This window comes from Streptomyces sp. NPDC052043 (assembly GCF_044548235.1).
GTDB lineage: Bacteria > Actinomycetota > Actinomycetes > Streptomycetales > Streptomycetaceae > Streptomyces.
The window spans coordinates 1-19,164 of sequence record NZ_JBIUBT010000016.1; the positions used below are offsets into that span (position 1 = coordinate 1).

18 protein-coding genes are annotated in these 19,164 nt (G+C 71.7%); 8 read left to right on the forward strand and 10 right to left on the reverse strand.

The window, feature by feature from the left end; all coding sequences use genetic code 11:
• From treS to ACIHCX_RS31715, 3 genes are all read right to left on the reverse strand, one after another.
• Positions 1-1,184 (reverse strand): maltose alpha-D-glucosyltransferase (gene treS, locus ACIHCX_RS31705; RefSeq protein WP_400035601.1); only part of this gene is annotated, 1,184 nt, incomplete at its 3' end.
• Positions 1,181-3,226: an alpha-1,4-glucan--maltose-1-phosphate maltosyltransferase gene (locus ACIHCX_RS31710; protein ID WP_400035603.1), complete on the reverse strand. Its 2,046-nt coding sequence runs from the start codon at positions 3,224-3,226 to the stop codon at positions 1,181-1,183. The genes treS and ACIHCX_RS31710, both read right to left, overlap by 4 nt.
• A gap of 69 nt (positions 3,227-3,295) precedes the next feature.
• Positions 3,296-3,604, reverse strand: coding sequence for a DUF5133 domain-containing protein (locus ACIHCX_RS31715; protein WP_400035605.1), 309 nt, complete (start codon positions 3,602-3,604; stop codon positions 3,296-3,298).
• A gap of 304 nt (positions 3,605-3,908) precedes the next feature.
• On the opposite strand from ACIHCX_RS31715, the gene ACIHCX_RS31720 reads away from it, so the two are divergent.
• Together ACIHCX_RS31720 and glgX are read left to right on the forward strand one after the other, a co-directional pair.
• The gene (locus ACIHCX_RS31720) at positions 3,909-4,421 is read left to right on the forward strand and encodes a pep a2 (protein WP_400035607.1); all 513 of its coding nucleotides are present in this window, start codon (positions 3,909-3,911) and stop codon (positions 4,419-4,421) included.
• 29 nt (positions 4,422-4,450) lie between these two features.
• Complete coding sequence (gene glgX / locus ACIHCX_RS31725) at positions 4,451-6,622, forward strand: glycogen debranching protein GlgX (protein WP_400035609.1); 2,172 nt, start codon at positions 4,451-4,453, stop codon at positions 6,620-6,622.
• A gap of 48 nt (positions 6,623-6,670) precedes the next feature.
• On the opposite strand, the gene ACIHCX_RS31730 is transcribed toward glgX, so the two are convergent.
• Positions 6,671-7,474, reverse strand: coding sequence for a VOC family protein (locus ACIHCX_RS31730; RefSeq protein WP_400035611.1), 804 nt, complete (start codon positions 7,472-7,474; stop codon positions 6,671-6,673).
• A gap of 150 nt (positions 7,475-7,624) precedes the next feature.
• Positions 7,625-8,416, reverse strand: coding sequence for a SigB/SigF/SigG family RNA polymerase sigma factor (locus ACIHCX_RS31735; protein WP_400035613.1), 792 nt, complete (start codon positions 8,414-8,416; stop codon positions 7,625-7,627).
• Between the two features lie 458 nt (positions 8,417-8,874).
• On the opposite strand from ACIHCX_RS31735, the gene ACIHCX_RS31740 reads away from it, so the two are divergent.
• The 4 genes from ACIHCX_RS31740 to ACIHCX_RS31755 all read left to right on the forward strand — a co-directional run bounded on the left by ACIHCX_RS31740 (position 8,875) and on the right by ACIHCX_RS31755 (position 11,754).
• On the forward strand, positions 8,875-9,330 hold the full coding sequence (locus ACIHCX_RS31740) for a MarR family winged helix-turn-helix transcriptional regulator (RefSeq protein ID WP_400035615.1): 456 nt from the start codon (positions 8,875-8,877) through the stop codon (positions 9,328-9,330).
• Positions 9,327-10,190 (forward strand): ATP-binding cassette domain-containing protein, encoded by an 864-nt coding sequence (locus tag ACIHCX_RS31745; protein WP_400035617.1) that lies wholly within the window; start codon positions 9,327-9,329, stop codon positions 10,188-10,190. Before ACIHCX_RS31740 ends, ACIHCX_RS31745 begins: the two co-directional genes overlap by 4 nt.
• Positions 10,150-11,010, forward strand: coding sequence for an ABC transporter permease (locus ACIHCX_RS31750; protein WP_400035619.1), 861 nt, complete (start codon positions 10,150-10,152; stop codon positions 11,008-11,010). Before ACIHCX_RS31745 ends, ACIHCX_RS31750 begins: the two co-directional genes overlap by 41 nt.
• Before the next feature lie 213 nt (positions 11,011-11,223).
• Positions 11,224-11,754: a hypothetical protein gene (locus ACIHCX_RS31755; protein ID WP_400035621.1), complete on the forward strand. Its 531-nt coding sequence runs from the start codon at positions 11,224-11,226 to the stop codon at positions 11,752-11,754.
• 72 nt (positions 11,755-11,826) lie between these two features.
• On the opposite strand, the gene hemC is transcribed toward ACIHCX_RS31755, so the two are convergent.
• The 4 genes from hemC to ACIHCX_RS31775 form a co-directional block, all read right to left on the reverse strand.
• Complete coding sequence (gene hemC / locus ACIHCX_RS31760) at positions 11,827-12,762, reverse strand: hydroxymethylbilane synthase (protein ID WP_400035623.1); 936 nt, start codon at positions 12,760-12,762, stop codon at positions 11,827-11,829.
• Positions 12,763-12,886: 124 nt separating this feature from the next.
• Positions 12,887-13,873 (reverse strand): ATP-dependent DNA ligase, encoded by a 987-nt coding sequence (locus ACIHCX_RS31765; RefSeq protein WP_400035625.1) that lies wholly within the window; start codon positions 13,871-13,873, stop codon positions 12,887-12,889.
• Between the two features lie 104 nt (positions 13,874-13,977).
• Entirely contained in the window at positions 13,978-14,877 is a 900-nt protein-coding gene (locus ACIHCX_RS31770; RefSeq protein WP_400035627.1) for an aminoglycoside phosphotransferase family protein, read from the reverse strand.
• Between the two features lie 117 nt (positions 14,878-14,994).
• Positions 14,995-15,621, reverse strand: a complete 627-nt coding sequence (locus ACIHCX_RS31775) for a TetR/AcrR family transcriptional regulator (RefSeq protein ID WP_400035629.1) — start codon at positions 15,619-15,621, stop codon at positions 14,995-14,997.
• 180 nt (positions 15,622-15,801) lie between these two features.
• Between ACIHCX_RS31775 and ACIHCX_RS31780 the strand changes: the two genes are divergently transcribed.
• The gene (locus ACIHCX_RS31780; protein WP_400035631.1) at positions 15,802-16,449 is read left to right on the forward strand and encodes a hypothetical protein; all 648 of its coding nucleotides are present in this window, start codon (positions 15,802-15,804) and stop codon (positions 16,447-16,449) included.
• 177 nt (positions 16,450-16,626) lie between these two features.
• On the forward strand, positions 16,627-17,598 hold the full coding sequence (locus tag ACIHCX_RS31785; protein WP_400035633.1) for a TauD/TfdA dioxygenase family protein: 972 nt from the start codon (positions 16,627-16,629) through the stop codon (positions 17,596-17,598).
• A gap of 49 nt (positions 17,599-17,647) precedes the next feature.
• On the opposite strand, the gene ACIHCX_RS31790 is transcribed toward ACIHCX_RS31785, so the two are convergent.
• Positions 17,648-19,150, reverse strand: a complete 1,503-nt coding sequence (locus ACIHCX_RS31790; protein ID WP_400035635.1) for a metallophosphoesterase family protein — start codon at positions 19,148-19,150, stop codon at positions 17,648-17,650.
• Positions 19,151-19,164: the final 14 nt, after the last annotated feature.

Here is a 19,164-nt window from a genome sequence, read left to right on the forward strand (position 1 = left end):
CCGTAGTAGAGGATGGGGCTGCCGGGCAGGGAGAGCAGCAGGGCGGTGAAGAGTTCGATCTGGTTGCGGTCGTTGTCGAGCAGGGGGGCGAGGCGACGGCGGATGCCGATGTTGGCGCGCATGCGGGGGTCTTTGGCGTATTCGGCCCACATGTAGTCGCGTTCCTCGTCGGTGACCATTTCGAGGGTGAGCTCGTCGTGGTTGCGCAGGAAGATGCCCCACTGGCAGGTGGCGGGGATGGCGGGGGTCTTGGCGAGGATCTCGGAGACGGGGTAGCGGCTCTCCCTGCGGACCGCCATGAAGATGCGGGGCATGACGGGGAAGTGGAAGGCCATGTGGCACTCGTCGCCGCCGGCGGCGTAGTCGCCGAAGTAGTCGACCACGTCCTCCGGCCACTGGTTCGCCTCCGCCAGCAGCACGGTGTCCGGGAACATCCGGTCGATCTCTTTGCGGACCCGCTTCAGGAAGGCATGGGACGCGGGGAGGTTCTCGCAGTTGGTGCCCTCTTCGGCGTAGAGGTACGGGACCGCGTCCAGCCGGAAGCCGTCGATGCCCAGGTCCAGCCAGAAGCGCAGGGCGGCCAGGATCTCCTCCTGCACCGCGGGGCTCTCGTAGTTGAGGTCCGGCTGGTGGGAGAAGAACCGGTGGAAGTAGTACTGGCCGCGGACCGGGTCGAAGGTCCAGTTCGAGGTCTCGGTGTCGACGAAGATGATCCGCGCGTCCGGGTAGCCCTTGTCGTCGTCGGCCCACACGTAGAAGTCGCCGTAGGGGCCGTCGGGGTCCTTGCGGGACTGCTGGAACCACGGGTGCTGCTCGCTGGTGTGGTTCATGACGAAGTCGATGATCACGCGCATGCCGCGCTGGTGGGCGGCGTCGACGAACTCGACGAAGTCGGCCAGGTCGCCGAACTCGGGGAGCACGGCGGCGTAGTCGGACACGTCGTAGCCGCCGTCCTTGAGCGGGGACTTGAAGAACGGGGGCAGCCACAGGCAGTCGACGCCGAGCCACTGGAGATAGTCGAGTTTGGCGGTCAGGCCCTTCAGGTCGCCGACGCCGTCGCCGTTGCTGTCCTGGAAGGAGCGGACGAGGACCTCGTAGAACACGGCACGTTTGAACCACTCCGGGTCCCGGTCCCTGGCCGGGGCGTCTTCGAAGATGTCAGGGACGGGCTCGTTGACAGTCATGGCGCTGGGGGCCCTCCGATCTCGGACGAGGTGGACGATCGCTGGACGTGGAGCACGTGCGCGGGCCGTTCGCCCGGTTCCAGGCGTACGTAGTTGGCCCTGCCCCAGTGGTAGGTCTCGCCGGTGAGCTCGTCGCGCACCGGCATCGACTCGTGCCAGTCCAGGCCGAGTTGCGGCATGTCCAACGAGACCGTGGCCTCCTGGGTGTGGTGGGGGTCGAGGTTGGCGACCACGACGACCGTGTCCGGCCCTTCGCTCTTGCTGTAGGCGAGCACGGCGTCGTTGTCGGTCGGGTGGAAGCGCAGACTGCGCAGGCGGTGCAGCGCGGGGTGGCGTCGGCGGATGTCGTTGAGGCGGGTGATGAGGGGGGCGATGGTGCGGCCCTCGTGTGCGGCGGCCGCCCAGTCACGGGGCTTGATCTGGTACTTCTCCGAGTCGAGGTATTCCTCGCTGCCCGGTTTCACGGGGGTGTTCTCACACAGTTCGTAGCCGCTGTAGATGCCCCAGGAGGGGGCGAGGGTGGCGGCCAAAACGGCGCGGACCTCGAACGCGGGACGGCCGCCGTCCTGGAGGTAGGCGTGCAGGATGTCGGGGGTGTTGGCGAAGAGGTTCGGCCGCATCCAGGCCGCCGCCTCGCCGGACAGCTCGGTCAGGTACTCGGTGAGTTCCTGCTTGGTGGTGCGCCAGGTGAAGTAGGTGTAGGACTGCTGGAAGCCGATCTGGGCCAGGGTGTGCATCATCGCGGGCCGGGTGAACGCCTCCGCCAGGAAGATCACGTCGGGGTCGGTGGCGTTGATGTCGGCGATCACGCGTTCCCAGAACATCACCGGTTTGGTGTGGGGGTTGTCGACGCGGAAGATCCGTACGCCGTGGTCCATCCAGTGCCGCAGCACGCGCAGGGTCTCGTCGATCAGGCCGTCCAGGTCGGCGTCGAAGGCCAGGGGGTAGATGTCCTGGTACTTCTTGGGCGGGTTCTCGGCGTAGGCGATGGTGCCGTCGGAGCGGTGGTGGAACCACTGGGGGTGCTTGTGCACCCAGGGGTGGTCCGGGGAGCACTGCAGAGCGAAGTCGAGGGCGATCTCCAGGCCGAGTTCGCCGGCGTGGGCGACGAAGTGGTCGAAGTCGTCGATCGTGCCCAGGGCGGGGTGGACGGTGTCGTGGCCGCCCTCGGGGGAGCCGATGGCCCAGGGCACGCCGACGTCGTCGGGGTGGGCGTCGAGGGAGTTGTTGCGGCCCTTGCGGTAGGTGGTGCCGATGGGGTGGATCGGGGGGAGGTAGACGACGTCGAAGCCCATCGCGGCGATCGCGGGCAGGCGGCGGGCGGCGGTGCGGAAGGTGCCGTGCGGCTGCTCGGGGGTGCCCTCGGAGCGGGGGAAGAACTCGTACCAGGACCCGTACAGGGCCCGCTCGCGTTCGACGAGCAGGCCGAGTGGTGCGGAGGCGGTGACCAGGTCCCGCAGCGGGTGCCGGGCGAGGACCGCGTCCACCTCCGGCGTCAACGCCGCCGCCAGCCGCGTCATCACCGGCAGCTCGTCGTCCTGGAGCGCCGCCGCGGCGGCGAGCACGGTCTCCCGCTCCGGACCCCGCGGCACTGCGGCGGCCGCGCGGGTGTGCAGAGCGGCCCCCTCCTCCAGCACAAGACCGGCGTCGATGCCGGCCGGGACCTTGATGGAGGCGGCGTGGCGCCAGGTGGCGACCGGATCCGACCAGGCCTCCACGTGGTACGTCCAGCGGCCGACCCGGTCCGGAGTGACCTCGGCGACCCAGCGGTCGCTGCCGGGGGCCGGCTCGCGCATCGGCGTCCACGGGCCGGGCCGGCCCTCCGGATCGCGCAGGACGACGTTCGCGGCCACGGCGTCGTGACCCTCGCGGAACACGGTGGCGGTGACAGGGAACGTCTCTCCCGCGACCGCCTTGGCGGCCCGCCTGCCGCCCTCCACGGCCGGACGGACGTCCCGCACCGGGATGCGGCCGATCGACGGGGCCGGACTCGGGGGCGTACTCGAGGCCGGACTCCAGGCCTGGCTCGGGGTCGAACTCATGGGTGTCACCTCCACCGTGCTCGAGGCCGGGCGCGCGCCCGGCCGGGGATCGGGTCGTGCCGGGAGGACCTACCTCCCGGCGTGGGTACGCCTGTGGGCCTGGGCCGCCTTCGGCGGGCCCCGGCGGGGGACCGCGCTCCGGTGCGGCCGGCCGCTCTGCTCCCGCAGGTAGGTGCCGAGGCTGGTGCACAGATAGCGCTCGGCGGCGTCCGCGGCCTCCCGGGCGCAGCGCTTCCCCATCAGTACGCACAAGGTGTAGCCCGAGTCCTCGAAGGTGGACCGCACCCGGCGGTCGTCGGGGGATGCGAGCATCGCGCGTTCCCACGCCCGGTAGCGGCGCAGATGCCGGGCGACTTCGGCTTTGGCGGGTAGCAGCATGGCGCCGTTCACCTTTCGGATGCGCTCGATGGGCTCGTTCCCCCGACAGCCGGGGCGGCGACCGCGCACGCGTGAGCAGCGGTCCCGTTGACGGCGCTCGAGACTTCACTCATGGTGCACGTTCAACGACACAGCGTCCTGTTGGATCTTCAACAAGCTCGCTGACCTGCTCGTGTTGCACGAATGGCGTAGCGCCCGCACTGTTGATTCTACTCAGAGGCAACACTTGCTCACGCTTCGTGTCCGGGGCTTCTCGCACCTGCGGGAGAGGAGCGTGGGCCTCGCCGGTGAGGAGTCAACGACGATGAAGACCGCAGTGCCCTGTTACTACCACCTCGACGTGGAAGTCAGCCCGGAACGGGTCGGGCAGGTCAGGCGCATTCTGGCCGCGCACCTGCGTTTTTGGGACCTGGAGGACTTGGTCGAACCCGTGTGCGGGGGTGCCGAGATGCTGCTGAAGGCCATCGACGAGCACGCCACGGACAAGCACATCTCGATCGAGATGTGGTGGACCGGTCAGCACCTGATCACCGCCGTCGGGGAGAACAACCACGATCTGCGCCCCGATCAGGACCTGCGCGGCTGCCTCGCCCGGATCGCGGCGACCAGCGACGGCTGGGGCTGCTGCGCCGCCGAGACCGGCAGCAAGATCATCTGGTTCTCGCAGCGGGCCCGCGCCGGGGTGCGCGTCCCGCTGGTCCCGACGGCTCCGGCCCCGACGCTGCGCGAGGGCCTGAAGACGCCGCGCGAGACGCCGGTCGCGGCACTGGCCTCTCCGCTCAGCGGTCCGCGGGCCGTGCTGGAAGCCGCCCGGTGACCGGGCGAAGGCATCGGACAGGGGTACCCGTGTGGAGCGGGTACCCCTTCCCGCTGGGGGCGGTGTACGACGGCAAGGGCACCAACTTCGCGCTGTTCAGCGAGGTGGCGGAGCGTGTCGACCTCGTCCTGGTGGACGACGCCGGCACCCATCGCGGCGTGCCCCTGACCGAGGTCGACGGCTTCGTGTGGCACGGCTATCTGCCCGGTGTCGGGCCGGGACAACGCTACGGGTACCGGGTCCACGGGCCCTGGCACCCGTCCGCCGGCCACCGGTGCAACCCGAGGAAACTGCTCCTGGACCCCTATGCCAGGGCGGTGGACGGGCAGATCGACAACCACCCCTCCCTGTACGAGCGGGCCGCGCACGGCCCGGACCCGGCCGACAGCGCCGGGCACACCATGCTGGGCGTGGTGACCGACCCGGCCTTCGACTGGGGCGACGACCGCCTGCCCCGACGGGCGTACTCGGACACCGTGATCTACGAGGCGCACGTACGCGGCCTGACCCGCACCCACCCCGAGGTCCCGCCCGAACTGCGCGGCACCTACGCGGGGCTGGCGCACCCGGCGGTGATCGAGCACCTGACCTCGCTGGGCGTGACCGCGGTCGAGCTGATGCCGGTGCACCAGTTCGTGCACGACGGCGTGCTCCAGGGCCGGGGCCTTTCCAACTACTGGGGCTACAACACCATCGGCTTCTTCGCGCCGCACAACGGCTACGCTGCAAGCGGTACGCGCGGGCAGCAGGTCGCCGAGTTCAAGTCGATGGTCAAGGCGCTGCACGCGGCGGGGCTCGAGGTGATCCTCGACGTGGTCTACAACCACACCGCCGAGGGCAGCGAGAAGGGCCCGACGCTGTCCTTCCGGGGCATCGACAACGCCTCGTACTACCGCCTGGTCGACGGCGACTGGGCGCACTACTACGACACCACGGGCACCGGGAACAGCCTGCTGATGCGGCACCCCTACGTCCTGCAACTGATCATGGACTCGCTGCGGTACTGGGTCACCGAGATGCACGTCGACGGCTTCCGCTTCGACCTCGCGGCCACGCTGGCCCGGCAGTTCCACGAGGTGGACCGGCTGTCGGCGTTCTTCGACCTGATCCAGCAGGACCCGGTGATCAGCCGGGTGAAGCTGATCGCGGAGCCCTGGGACGTCGGCGAGGGCGGCTACCAGGTGGGCAACTTCCCGCCGCTGTGGTCGGAGTGGAACGGCCTGTACCGCGACGCGGTACGGGACTTCTGGCGCGGCGAGGAGCACACGCTCGGCGAGTTCGCCTCCCGGCTGACCGGGTCCGCCGACCTGTACGCCCACCACCGGCGCAGGCCGCGCGCCAGCGTCAACTTCGTGACCGCGCACGACGGGTTCACGCTGCTGGACCTGGTGTCGTACAACGACAAGCACAACGAGGCCAACGGCGAGGGCAACCGGGACGGCGAGAGCGCCAACCGGTCCTGGAACTGCGGGGCCGAGGGCGACACCGACGACCCGGCCGTCCTGGAACTGAGGGCCCGCCAGCAGCGCAACTTCCTTGCCACGCTGCTGCTTTCACAGGGCATTCCGATGCTGTGCCACGGCGACGAGCTGGGGCGCACCCAGGGCGGCAACAACAACGCCTACTGCCAGGACAACGAGGTCTCCTGGACCGACTGGCGGCTGACCGACGAGCAGCGGGAGCTCGCGGACCTCACGCGGTACCTGATCGGCCTGCGCAGCGCCCATCCCGTGCTGCGCCGGCGCCGCTTCTTCCAGGGGGAGACGGCGACCCGGGACGACCAGCCGCTGCCGGACCTGGTGTGGCTGCTGCCGGACGGACGGGAGATGGCGGAGGAGGACTGGCAGCGCTCGGACGCGCACTCCGTCACGGTCTTCCTCAACGGCGACGCCATCGCCGAACCCGACCGGCAGGGCCGTCCCGTGGTGGACGACTCCTTCCTCCTGCTGCTCAACGGCTACTGGGAACCGGTCGACTTCCGCCTGCCCGGCCCCGCCTACGGAGACCGCTGGACCACCCTCCTCGACAGCGCCGAGCCCCTGGGCCTCCCGGACGAGGCCGAGCACAAACCCGGCGGCACCCTCCACGCCGACCCCCGCAGCCTGATCCTCCTGTCCCGCCCCCCGAGAACCCCCACGGCCCCCCACCACCCCACCAAGCCGGCCACACGCGGGCTCGGACGCCGCGGCCGACGCCGCTAGGGCCTGTTGCGGAAGTCCCGTCGTCCGCCCGGAGGGCGGGCCGGTCGTTCAGGCCTCGCGGCGGGACGTCACCGTGAACTGGGCGCCGTCCGGGTCGCGGAGTACCGCCTCGTCGGGGCCCTCGCGCAGGACGCTGCCGCCGTGGGCCTCGGCGGTGCGGGCGCAGGCGGCCACGTCGGCCACGCGGAAGTGGATCTGCCAGTGCGGGCGGATCGTGGGGTCGGGCGCCGCCTCCAGCGCGCCAGACTCGATGCGCGCCACGACCTCCCCGTGGCTGCGCAGCACCACCTCGTCGCCCTCGTAGCGGACCTCGCAGCAGTCGGGCTGCCGTGAGGCCCAGTCCAGGACCTCGCCGTAGAAGATGGCGGCGTCGAAGGCGTCGCGCGTGTGCAGCCGGATGAAGGCCGGCGCGGCCTTGCGCCAGGTCTCCCAGTCCGTCAGGAGGTCACCCTCCCAGATCCCGAAGGTCGCCCCGTCCCGGTCGGCCAGCAGCGCCGCGCGCCCCGGCGGGAAGGAGATCGGGCCGACCGCGGCCGTACCGCCGCGTTCCTGCACCCGTGCGACGGCCTGGTCGGCGCTGGGCACGGCGAAGTACGGCGTCCAGGCGACCGCCATCTGCCACATGGCGGCCACCGCGCCGATGCCCGCGACCGGGGCGCCCTCCGCGAGCGCGATGCGAAAGTGGTCGCCGAGTCTGGCCGGACGCCACTCCCAGCCCAGCACCGCCTGGTAGAAGTCCTCCGTGGTCCGAAGATCGCGGCTGGTCAGGCTCACCCAGCAGGGCGCGCCGCACACCGTGTGCGTGGAGACGACGTCGGGGGAACTGCCGGAAGGTGTCCTGTCGTGGTTCATGGTCCGTCCTGGTCGTGTCAGACCGGTTTCCACCAGCCTGACACCAGTGTCCGGCCGGAGCGCGGAAGACGCCTGCCGAGTACCCCCCGCGCGCCGCCGAAACGGCGCGGGCACGGCCGCCCCCGTACGGGAGGCGTGCCGCCGCGAGGCTCACCCGGCCTCGGCGAGCAGTTCCTCCCGCAGCTGTGCGAAACACCCGCTGAGCAGGCGCGAGACATGCATCTGGGAAATGCCCAGCTGCTGCGCGATCCGGCTCTGCGTCATGCCCCCGAAGAACCGGAGGTACAGGATGGTGCGCTCCCGTTCGGGCAGTGCCTCCAGACAGGGCCTGACCGCCACCCGGTCCACGACCAGGTCGAACCGCGCGTCGGCCTCGCCCAGACCGTCGCCGAGCGCGTAGCCGTCCGTACCGGGGACCTCCGCCTCCAGCGACAGCGCGGCGAAGCAGTCCAGGGCCTCCATCCCGGTGTGCACGTCGCTCACGCTCAGGTGCGCGTACTCGGCGATCTCGGCCACGGTCGGCGTCCGGCCGGGCGTGGTCTGCGCCAGCTCCTTCGTGGCACGCCGTACACGGTTGCGCAGGTCCTGGACCCGGCGCGGCACGTGCAGCGTCCACATGTGGTCGCGGAAGTGCCGCTTGATCTCCCCGGTGACCGTCGGCACGGCGTACGCCTCGAACGCGTAGCCGCGCGCCGGGTCGTAGTGGTCGACGGCCTTGACCAGGCCCAGCGCGGCCACCTGGTACAGATCCTCCAGGGCCTCGCCGCGCCCACGGAACCGTACGGCGATCCGCTCGGCCATGGGCAGCCACACCTGCACCAGCTCGTCCCTCAGCGCCTTGCGCTCGGGGCCGTCGGGCATACGGGCGAGCCGTTCGAACGCCGCGGCCGTGTCGGGGGCGTCGTCGTGCGGATGGGTCTTCGTTCTGCCGGTGGTACGCATGAGATGCGCCTCCCTCAGCAGGTGCTGGATGGACGGACACCTTGGGAGGCGCGGGGCTCGGACCGAACGGAGAGATGAACATCGGGGCCCGGCGCGCCGGCTCCCACGGACGTGCCTCCTGTCCGAAGCACTGGACTCGGGATTCCCGAAGTCGGCGATTACGAAACTGTTCCGGGAATGCGGTGACGGTATGCGACCGCACGAATGTCAATTGTTGTCCAGAATCCGGAGAATCGCCACCGGAGGAAATGCGTGCATTTCCCTGGCGGTGCGAATGCGGATGCGCCGGCCGGTTCCGCGCCGGGCCGGACCCGCGATTCAGCGCCGGACCCGAGCCACCGCCCGGCTCGCGTCCGCGTCCGCCCGCCACCGTGCCCGCGGCATCCGCATCCGTGTCCTTGACCGTCCTTGACCGTCTCTTGGGGTGATTACCTCTGCTACAGAGATAATCTGGCAGCGTGACCCCGGAAACCTTCCCCGAAGAGCTGGCCGACGCCCTCGTCGGCGTCCAGCGGCTGATCCGCCGCAGGCTGCGCACCGGGATGACTGTGAACCGGCCGCGCGGCGCCGAGATCGAGCTGCTGCGGCTGGTCGAGGGCCGCCCCGGCATAGGCGTCTCGGAGGCCGCCAAGGAGCTGCACCTGGCGGGCAACTCCGTCTCGACACTGGTCAACCAGCTCGTCCGGGACGGTCAGTTGATCCGCGAGACGGACCCCGCCGACCGGCGGGCCGCGCGCCTGCTGCTGACGGAGGCCGCCGGAACCCGCCTGCGCGACTGGCGGGAACGCCGCGCGGCCCTGGTACGCCGCCAGGTGGACCGGCTCGACGACACGGACCGGGACGCGTTGCGCGCGGCGATCCCGGCGCTGCGCAGACTGGCCGACAACCTGCGCGAGGAGGCCGATCGCCCATGACCCGGAACGCTGCCGCCCAGCCCGCTGCCGACGCGGTCGCCTGCAACCGGCTCGCCTACGCCTTCGGCGACACCAACGCCGTCGACGGCGTCGACCTGTCCGTGCGCCCGGGCGAGGTGTTCGGGCTGCTCGGCCCCAACGGCGCCGGGAAGACCACGGCGATCCGCTGCATCACCACCCTTCTGCCGGTCCCCTCCGGCATGGTCAGCGTCTTCGGCCACGACGCCGCCGCCGAGCGCATGGCGGTGCGCCGCCTGCTGGGCTACGTCCCGCAGCAGCTGTCCGCCGACGCCGCGCTCACCGGCCGGGAGAACGTCACCCTGTTCGCCCGCGTCTTCGACGTCCCGCGCCGCGAACGCGCCGAGCGGGTCGCCCAGGCGCTGGCCGCGGTCGGTCTGGCCGACGCCGCCGACCGGCTGGCGAACACCTACTCCGGCGGCATGGTCCGCCGCCTCGAACTCGCCCAGGCCCTGGTCAGCTCACCCCGGCTGCTGATCCTCGACGAGCCGACGATCGGCCTGGACCCGATCGCCCGCACCGGGGTGTGGGAGCACATCGGCGCCGTCCGCGCCGCCACCGGCATGACGGTCCTGGTGACCACCCACTACATGGACGAGGCCGACCAGTACTGCGACCGGGTCGCCCTGATGCACCGCGGCCGCATCCGGGCCCTCGGCACCCCGGCCGAGCTGCGCGAGGGGCTCGGTGAGCGCCGCCGCGCCCAGGGCGCCCCGGCCACGGACCCGCTGCCCACGCTGGAGGACGTCTTCCGCGACGTGGCCGGCAGCGGCCTCGACGAGACCTCAGGAGACTTCCGCGATGTCCGAAGCACCCGCCGCACCGCGCACCGCGTCGGCTGACGCCGTCCGCGCCGCCGACATCGGCCTGCTGCTGCGGCCGCCGCAGCCCCGCGCCGGCTGGCGGCTGCTGCCCGCCCGGGTCGTCGCCATGTGCGCGGTGGAGCTCCAAAAACTCCGCCACGACCGCACCGAGCTCTACACGCGCGCGGTGCAGCCCGCCCTGTGGCTGCTGATCTTCGGCCAGACCTTCACCCGCATCCGGGCGATCCCCACCGGCGGCATCCCGTACATCGACTTCATGGCGCCGGGCATCATCGCCCAGTCCGCCATGTTCATCGCCATCTTCTACGGCATCCAGATCATCTGGGAGCGCGACGCGGGCGTCCTCAACAAGCTCCTGGTCACTCCGACCCCGCGCTCCGCCCTCGTCACCGGCAAGGCGTTCGCGGCCGGGGTGAAGGCGCTGATCCAGGCGATCGTCGTGGTCGTCATCGCCGCTCTGCTCGGCGTGGCGCTCACCTGGAACCCGCTGCGGCTGCTCGGTGTCGCCGCGGCCGTCATCCTCGGCTCGGCGTTCTTCTCCTGCCTGTCGATGACCATCGCCGGCATCGTGCTCAGCCGCGACCGGCTGATGGGCATCGGGCAGGCGATCACGATGCCGCTGTTCTTCGGCTCCAACGCCCTGTACCCGATCGCCGTCATGCCGGGCTGGCTCCAGGCCGTCAGCAAGGCCAACCCGTTGAGCTACCAGGTCGACGCCCTGCGCGGGCTGCTGCTCGGCACCCCCGCGCACCTGGCCCTCGACTTCGTGGTCCTCGTGGTGGCCGCCGCGCTCGGCATCACCGCGGCCTCCGCCCTGCTCGGCCGGCTGGCCCGCTGACGGTGCCGGCGGACCGCCGTCGGCACCGCCCGTCAAAGTGATGTGCGGCACGCCGCGGAGACCGCCTCGACGGCCCGCCGGTGAATTCCTCCTGCCCACGGCTTGATCAGCGATCAAAGACCGTGAATTCCCCGGCCACGGCGCATTCCGCACATTTGACAGTGCGCTGAGCGCGCGGATAGGAAGCAGCTCTTGGAAGTCGAGAGGTGCATTGTGTACGAGCCGAACGTGGTCGGGGACTGGCAGGAGTACGAGGGGCATGCCGGTCTGCGCGTCCGCGTCCACCGACTGGAGCGGTCCGAGCCGCCGCGGGGGCGCGACGAGGCCGCCGAGGGAATGACGTACTTCCGCCTCCGCGTCACCGTGGAGAACCGCGGCACACGGCGTTTCGGCGTCCACCTGGAGGACGGGCAGATCGACGTGCGGATCGGCCCCGACGGGGAGGGCGCGTTCGTCGACTGGCGCAACTCGCAGTTCATCGAGGGCTACGACGTCTATCCGCTGCGCCGGGCCACGGCGGTGCTGTACGCGGCGGGGCCGGAGGCCGCCCTGTCCCGGATCGACGCGCAGATCCAGCTGCGGGTCGACGACGAGTGGACCTCTCGCGCGCTGTGGACCGGCTGCGTCGACGGGCACGAGGAGTCCGCCGGGACCGGCGCGCACGCGGCCGGCGGGCAGGGCGGGCTCGCGCACCAGATCAGCACCTTCCTGCGCGACCAGGCGGAACCGGGTACCGCGGGCTGATCCCGCCGTACCGTCGCGCGGGCCGAGCCGCCCGCACCGTCGCGCGCGTCGTACTCCGGCGCGCCCGCGTCGTCAGTGCGGGATGCCGTCGATGATCTCCCGGGCGCCCTGACGGAGCAGGGCGACGGCGACCGACGTGCCGAGTGTGGCCGCGTCCAGCCGGCCCGCCCACTCGTGGGCGTTCAGCCGGGTCTTGCCGTCGGGGGTGAACACACAGGCCCGCAGTGAGAGCTCCCCACCGCGGTCGACGTGCGCGTACCCGGCGATCGGGCTGTTGCAGTGCCCCTGGAGCACATGCAGGAGCATGCGTTCCGCGGTGGCCGCGCGACACGTGCCGGGGTCGCCGAGCACGCCGACCGCCTCGATGAGCTCGCTGTCGCCCTCCCGGCACTGGAGGGCGAGGATGCCCGCGCCGATCGGCGGCATCATCGCCTCCGGGGACAGCACCTCGCTGACGACGTCCGTGCGTCCGATGCGCTCGAGGCCGGACGCGGCGAGCAGGAGCGCGTCCGCCTCTCCCGCGGCCAGCTTTTCCAGCCGCCGGTTGGCGTTGCCGCGGAACGGCACGCACGCGAGGTGCGGGTGGGTGGCCGCGAGCTGGGCGACGCGGCGCACCGCGGACGTGCCGATCCGGGTGCCGGCCGGCAGCTCGTCCAGGGTGAGCCCGCCGGGGTGGACGAGGGCGTCGCGGACGTCGTCCCGCTTCAGGAACGCGGCGAACGTCGTGCCGGCCGGCAGCGGCCGGTCGGCGGGCACGTCCTTCAGGCAGTGCACGGCGAGGTCGGCCTCGCCGTGCAGCAGCGCGGCGTCGACCTCCTTGGTGAAGGCGCCCTTGCCCTCGACCGCGGACAGATCGCCCAGCCACTTGTCCCCGGTGGTCCGCACCGGGACCACCTCGGTGCGCACACCGGGGTACGCGGCGGCCAGTTCGGTGCGGACCCGTTCCACCTGGGCGAGTGCCATGGGGGAGTCGCGGGAGACGACACGGATCAGTTCGGGTACGGACATGCGGGACACGATAGACCTCGGCGAAGGCGGCCCGTACGGCTGTCGACGGCAGCCCTGTAAGGAACTTGACGTCCTGTCACCCCTCGGTGTCCGCCCCCCCGCATCCGTCACCCCTCCACGTCCGTCACCCCTCCACGTCGTCGGGCGGGTCCTCCACCGCGGCCTCCTCGGGGGTGAGGTCGGGCCGCAGCCGCAGCCACGAGGGCTGGCGCAGCCTCCCGGCCCGCGTGCGCACGCTGTAGCGGACCTCGCCGACCAGGCGCGGCAGCACCCAGTGCGCCCCGCGCACCGCCGGTACGGGGTCGAAGGGGCACACGTCGGTCGCCAGGGCCGCGAGCAGCGCGGCGAGCTCGGACCGCTCCGCCTCGCTCCAGCCGGTGCCCACGCTGCCGACGTAGCGCAGCCGCCCGCCCCTGCGCCGCCCCATGAGGACGGCGCCCGGCAGGCCCGTCAGGCGCCCCTTGCCGGGCAGCCAGCCGCCCACGAGGATGTCCTCGCCGCGCATGTTGCGGATCTTGATCCAGGCGCGGGAGCGCACCCCCGGCTCGTACACCGAGTCCAGCCGCTTGCACACCAGGCCCTCCAGACCGTGCTCGCGGGTGGCGGCCAGCGCCTCGGCGCCGTGGCCGACGACCGCCGAGGGCGTCGACCAGTAGGGCCCCGTCAGTCCGAGGCCTTCCAGGTGCTCGCGGCGCCGGACGTACGGGAGCGCGAGCAGCGGGTGCGCGCCCAGGTGCATCACGTCGAACAGGACGAGGTGGACGGGGACCCGGGCGGCCCGGCGCGCCGCCAGGGCGGGGGCGTGGGCCAGCCCCATGCGCCCCTGGAGCAGCTGGAAGCTCGCCCGGCCCCGCTCGTCCAGCGCCAGCACCTCCCCGTCCAGGATCGCGGGCGTGGCCCCGAGCACCCGGCCGAGGGGCCGCAGTTCGGGGTAGGCGGCGGTGATGTCCTCACCGGAGCGGGCCCGCAGCACCAGCCCGCCGTCCCCGGGCAGATAGGCCACCACACGCTGGCCGTCCTGCTTGGTCTCGTACGCCCACCGCGCGTCCTGGGCGGCCGGGGGCAGCGAGCCGGGCGTGGCGAGCATGGGCGGGATCTGCGGCAGGGTCACGGCAGAGATGTCGACGAACCGGCATCCCGCCACGCGCGTCGCCCGGCACATTCCCCTGAACGGTCGCCGAGACGGCGCAGGTCAGGCGCGCTGTCCAGGATGCCTCAGTCCTCCTCGAGCACCGTCCGGATCACGTGCCGGGCATTGTGCGCCATGGCCGGGTTCGTCTTCCGGTAGTACGGCAGTGCGATCAGCGCCTGCGAGAGCGTCCGCCCCCGGCCGCGTATCCAGGTCGCGTCGTCCACGCGCAGCGCCTCGCGGAAGACGTCCCTCGCAACGGCCGGCAGCAGATTCCAGGCCGGGAACAGATCGCACGCCGGATCACCCACCCCCAGGCATCCGAAGTCGATGACCGAGGTCAGCCTGGAGCCGTCCACCAGCAGGTTGCCCGGCATGAGATCGGCGTGCAGCCACACCGGCGGCCCGTCCCAGCCGGGGGCCCGCAGTGCCTCTTCCCACACAGCGGTGGCGGCATCGCAGTCGACGCCCTCCTCCGGGATCCCGCGCAGTTCCTCGATCGCCGTCCTGGTCTCCGCGTCGAGCGAGGCGACCGGCCCGCCGCGGTGCGCTCGCGGCGCCCCGGGCAGGGTGATGCTCCGCATCGCCGCCACGAATTCGGCCAGATCCTCGGCCAGCGGGACAGGTTCGCTCAGCGCCCCCGCCTCGGGATTGTCCCCCGCGAGCCACTGGTACACCGACCACGGCCACGGATACCCCTCGGCGGGCTGCCCGGCTCCGAGCACCTCGGGGATGGGGGTGGGCAGGTGGGGCGCGAGGCGAGGCAGCCATGTCCGTTCCATCGAGACGTCGTTGGCCCCGCCCTGCACCAGCGGAAGCCGTACGACCATCTCGTCGCCCAGCCGGTACATGGCGTTGACCGTGCCGCCGGACGGAAGCCGTTCCACCGCCAGTCCCACCCACTGAGGGAACTGCCCGGCGATCAGCCGCCGTACAAGGTCGTCGTCGATCGGATGCATGCCGGGATGCATGGGCCCTGTGGTCATGGCACGACATCCGACCGCCGGACGCCGACGAGCGTCAAACGCTTTTCGTGACGCACGGCGGAGTTGGCGCGTCTTCGCAGATCCCGCAGGGCTGTCGGTTCCTGCGGGGGCGCCCGCTCATCGCTCCTGCTGCGCAGCGGTGCTGGGCCGTAGGAAGCGGTGAAGGATCAGGCGCAGGGTGGGGAGCTGACCGGTCGGGCTGAAGGACGGGTCGGTGGCGGCGCTGGTGTAGAGAGCGGCGATGAGAGCCATGACCCACGCCGCGGTGTCGTCCGGGTCCAGGGCTGCGTCGATCTGGCCTGCCGCTGCCGCGTCGCGTAGCAGGGTGACGATCGTGGACCGTTCCTCGTCGTTGTCGCGGCTCAGCAGCGCTTCCAGCTCGGGGTCGCGGTAAGCCTGGATCATCGCCTCCATGACCAGGGCGGGGACCAGCGGCTCCGTGGCAGGGGCGGCGAGAAGATCCACGACGTCGAGGAGGGCGGTCCACGGGTCGTCGGCGGTGCGGGCGGCGGCGAGACGCTCGGCCTTGGTGGTGCCGTCGTGCTCGTCCTCCTCGAAGACGGCGTGGAAGATCGCGCGCTTGTTGGGGAAGTAGTGGAACAGGTTGCCCGCGCTCATGCCGGCGGCCCTGCAGATCTCTGCCGTGGTGGTGCGTTCGAAGCCTTTGGCGGCGAAGAGTTCGGTCGCGGCGTTGATGATGTGCCGGCGTCGTGCCTGGTGCCTGGCCGGGTCGACTGTCCTCATCTGGGCCCCTTTCTGGCTCGACTCCCAGTTTCGCTCTCGTACCGGGTATTAATAGATCGAGCGCTCGGTCTATTATTGCGCGGCAGGGGAGACGAGGGGGACATGGACATGCGCAAGGGAACGGGACGTGAGTCGCAGGAAGGTCGGCTCACCGTGCTCGGACAGTCGACCGTGATTACTGTGTGCGTTTATGCCGTTTTCGCGCTGGTGGGGGCGGGTGTCGGCTGGCTTGTCGACTTCCTGGCCGACTGGCTGGTGGCACTGCCCTGGGCGCCGCTGCAGGGGCCGGCTGAGCTGGTTGCGTCCCTTCCCGCCCTGGCGCTGACCGCCGCGGGCGCGGGGGCAGGGCTGGTCCTTGGACTTGTCGCCCAGCACGAGCAGTTGGTGGTTCGCCTGTCGGATGATCGCGTCGTGCTCACCAGCAAGGGACGGGAGCGGGAGTTTCCGCGCGATGCCGTCGCCGCAGTGTTCCGGGACGGCAAGCAGCTCGTCCTGCTCGGCCGCGACGGTGGCGAACTCGCCCGGCAGGAGTGCGACCTGGACACCGCCCGCGTTGCGGACGCCTTCACCGAGCACGGCTACGTGTGGGCGGACGCCGATCCGCACCAGGACGAGTTCCGCCGCTGGGTCCCGGACACCCCCGGACGCCCGGAGGGCGCGAACGCCCTCCTCAAGGCCCGCCAGGAGTTGCTGGAGAAGAAGGGTCCCTCCGACGGCGACGTTCGGGAACTGCGTGGGGAACTGGCCCGCCTCGGCGTCGTGGTGAGGGACGAGAAGCGACGCCAGTACTGGAGGACCTTCCAGAAGACAGGTCCGGCCGCGGAATGAGGGCGGTGGGCTCGGCGGGACCGTGTCCCTCGGTGGAGTCGACGCCGGTGCCGTCGCGTGGACCCGGGCGGATCATCCGGGTCCGTGGTGTGGCCGGAGAGAGGCCCTGTCGCCGGGAACGGGAAACGCTGACACGATCGGCGAAGACCGTTACGACGAGCATTTCGGAGCGCGGGGATGACGACGGAGACGGGCACGGCGGGCGGGCGGCGGGCCGGCGGGATCGAGGTGAGGCCCGTCGCCGGGTACATCGGGGCGGAGATCACCGGAGTGGATCTGGCCGGAGAGTTCGACGACAGCGCGGCGGCGGAGATCCGCGCGGCGGTGCTGCGCTGGAAGGTGGTGTTCTTCCGCGGGCAGCGGCTGGACCACGCCTCCCACGTGGCCCTCGCCCGCCGCTTCGGTGAACCGGTGGTCCTGCGGCGGCGCGGCGGCGCGTCACCGCCGGACGTCCCCGAGGTGGAGACCACCGCGGACCGGCTGGAGCTGGGCGGGCGGTTCGGCATGGACCACGAGGAGTGGCTGCGTCGCCGCCGGCACACGCTGCTGCGCGGCTGGCACTGCGACCACGGCGCCCGGGTCGACCCGCCGGCCGCCACGATCCTGCGCGCCGAGACCGTCCCGCCGTACGGCGGCGACACCACCTGGTCCAACCTGGCCGCCGCCTACGCCGGGCTGTCGGCGCCGGTGCGCGCCTTCGTCGACGGTCTGCGCGCCGAGCACCGGCTCGGGGTCGGCTACCAGCCGCGGCCCGGGGACGACGCGTACGTCCATCACCTGATGGGCCATCAGATCGCCACACGGCACCCGCTGGTGCGCGTCCATCCCGAGACGGGTGAGCGGCTGCTGTTCGTCAACGGCTACTACGTCGAGCAGATCGAGGGCCTCTCCCGGGCGGAGAGCGCGGCGATCCTGGAGATACTGCTGGAGCAGGCGGTCCGGCCCGAGTACACCGTCCGGTTCCGCTGGGAGCCGGGCAGCGTGGCCTTCTGGGACAACCGGGCCACCATCCACCTGGCACCGGGCGACAGCGCCCACCTCGGCCACCCGCGGATCATGCACCGGGTGATGCTCGCCGGTGACGTACCGGTGGGAGTGGACGGCACGCCCTCCGAGCCGGTCACCGGCACCGCGCCGGGCCGCTGGTGACTGGCTCGCGCGCGGCCGGTACGTCACCGGTCAGGTCAGGGGGATCCGGTCAGGTCAGCGGGATGGTGACCTCGTCCTCGACCGGCGGGCTGACCTCCTGGGCCCGTCCGCCGGTCGCGGCGAAGCAGCGCAGCCGGACCGCCTCCCCGGTGACGTCCAGACGCAGGAACGACTTGAAGAACGGCGGGCTGTACGTGGCCGAAGTGGGGGAGAACAGCTGGGTGTAGAGCTTGCGCACCGGGAGGCGGACGCGGGCCCGGCGCTCCGGGCGGAGGCCGGCGCCGAGCAGGCTCGCCACCAGGCGGACGCGCCGGGTGACCCGTACGGGCTCGCCTTCGGGACGGACGGACGGGACGCCGAGCCGTTCGGCGACGACGGCCATCGCCTCGGCCTCGCTGAGCGTGAAGAAGCGGCGCAGCCGCAGCCGGCGGGCGTACACCCTGCTGTAGAAGGCCAGGGAGTCGCCGCGCAGCGGATAGCAGCGGAAGTCCGACTCGGTGACGTTCGCGACGGACACGCGCGGGATGGTGTGGGTGGCGTGCATGAACGCGCCCCCGCCGCCGGAGACGACGTACTGGACGGTGCGGCCGTCCACGTCGACCGGGTAGCGCTGGTAGTTGTGGATGTCGCCGCCGATCGCCGCCACGTAGTGGTGGGCCGGGTCGCGCACGATGTCGTCGACGGTCCCGCCGCCCTCGATGGGGCAGGGATGGTGCTCGCCGTCCACGTACAGCGGTGATCCGGTGAGGAGGATCTTCGGGCGGGGCCCTCGTGAGACCTCCCGCAGCCAGGCGCCCTGCTCGGCGTCGATCGTGCCGAGCAGTCCGGTGTCGATGCCGACGATCCGCACCGGCCCGGCGTCGATCGCCCAGTACGGGCCCGGCTGGACGGCCTGTTGACCCGGCTGCGACCGCGACTTCCGTGCCTCGGCGAGGCCTTGCTCGTCCACCGGACGCGGCCGGTGCCACAGCAGCGCACGCCACCAGGCGCGGCCGAGCGGCCGGGGCCGCGGCTCGGGCGGCAGCGGTGGGGCGTCGTCGCAGAAGACGCGCATGAAACCGCCGAGGTCCTCGTACCAGTCGTGGTTCCCGGGTATCGCGTAGATCGGGGCCGGATAGTCCTGGTACGGGCGGAAGAACTTGGTGTCGTAGTCGCCGGTGCTTCCGACCGGGTAGATCACGTCACTGGCGATCACGGCGAACGCCGTTCCCCGCCCCGCCTCCAGCAGGCCGGGCACGACGGCGTACTGCGAGTCGTCGCCCGCGCCGGTGTCCCCGACGACCAGGAAGGAGAAGCGGTCGCCCTCCGGTCGCCGTATCACCTTGTCCGCCGGGGCGCCGGCCGCCGCCTGCTGCGCCACCCACCGGGCCCGGGTGCGGCCCGTGGGATCCCCGAACCAGGAGGCGACCACCCCGTTGCGGGCGGCCCACAGGACGCGCGGGTCGAGCCAGGACAGCTTCCGCACTCTGTCGGGGAGTAACTGCCGGTACGAGCCGGGTTCGGCGGCCGTCCAGCCGGCACCTTCGACGGTATCGCGTGAGGAGTTGGACACGCGGTGCACCGTAA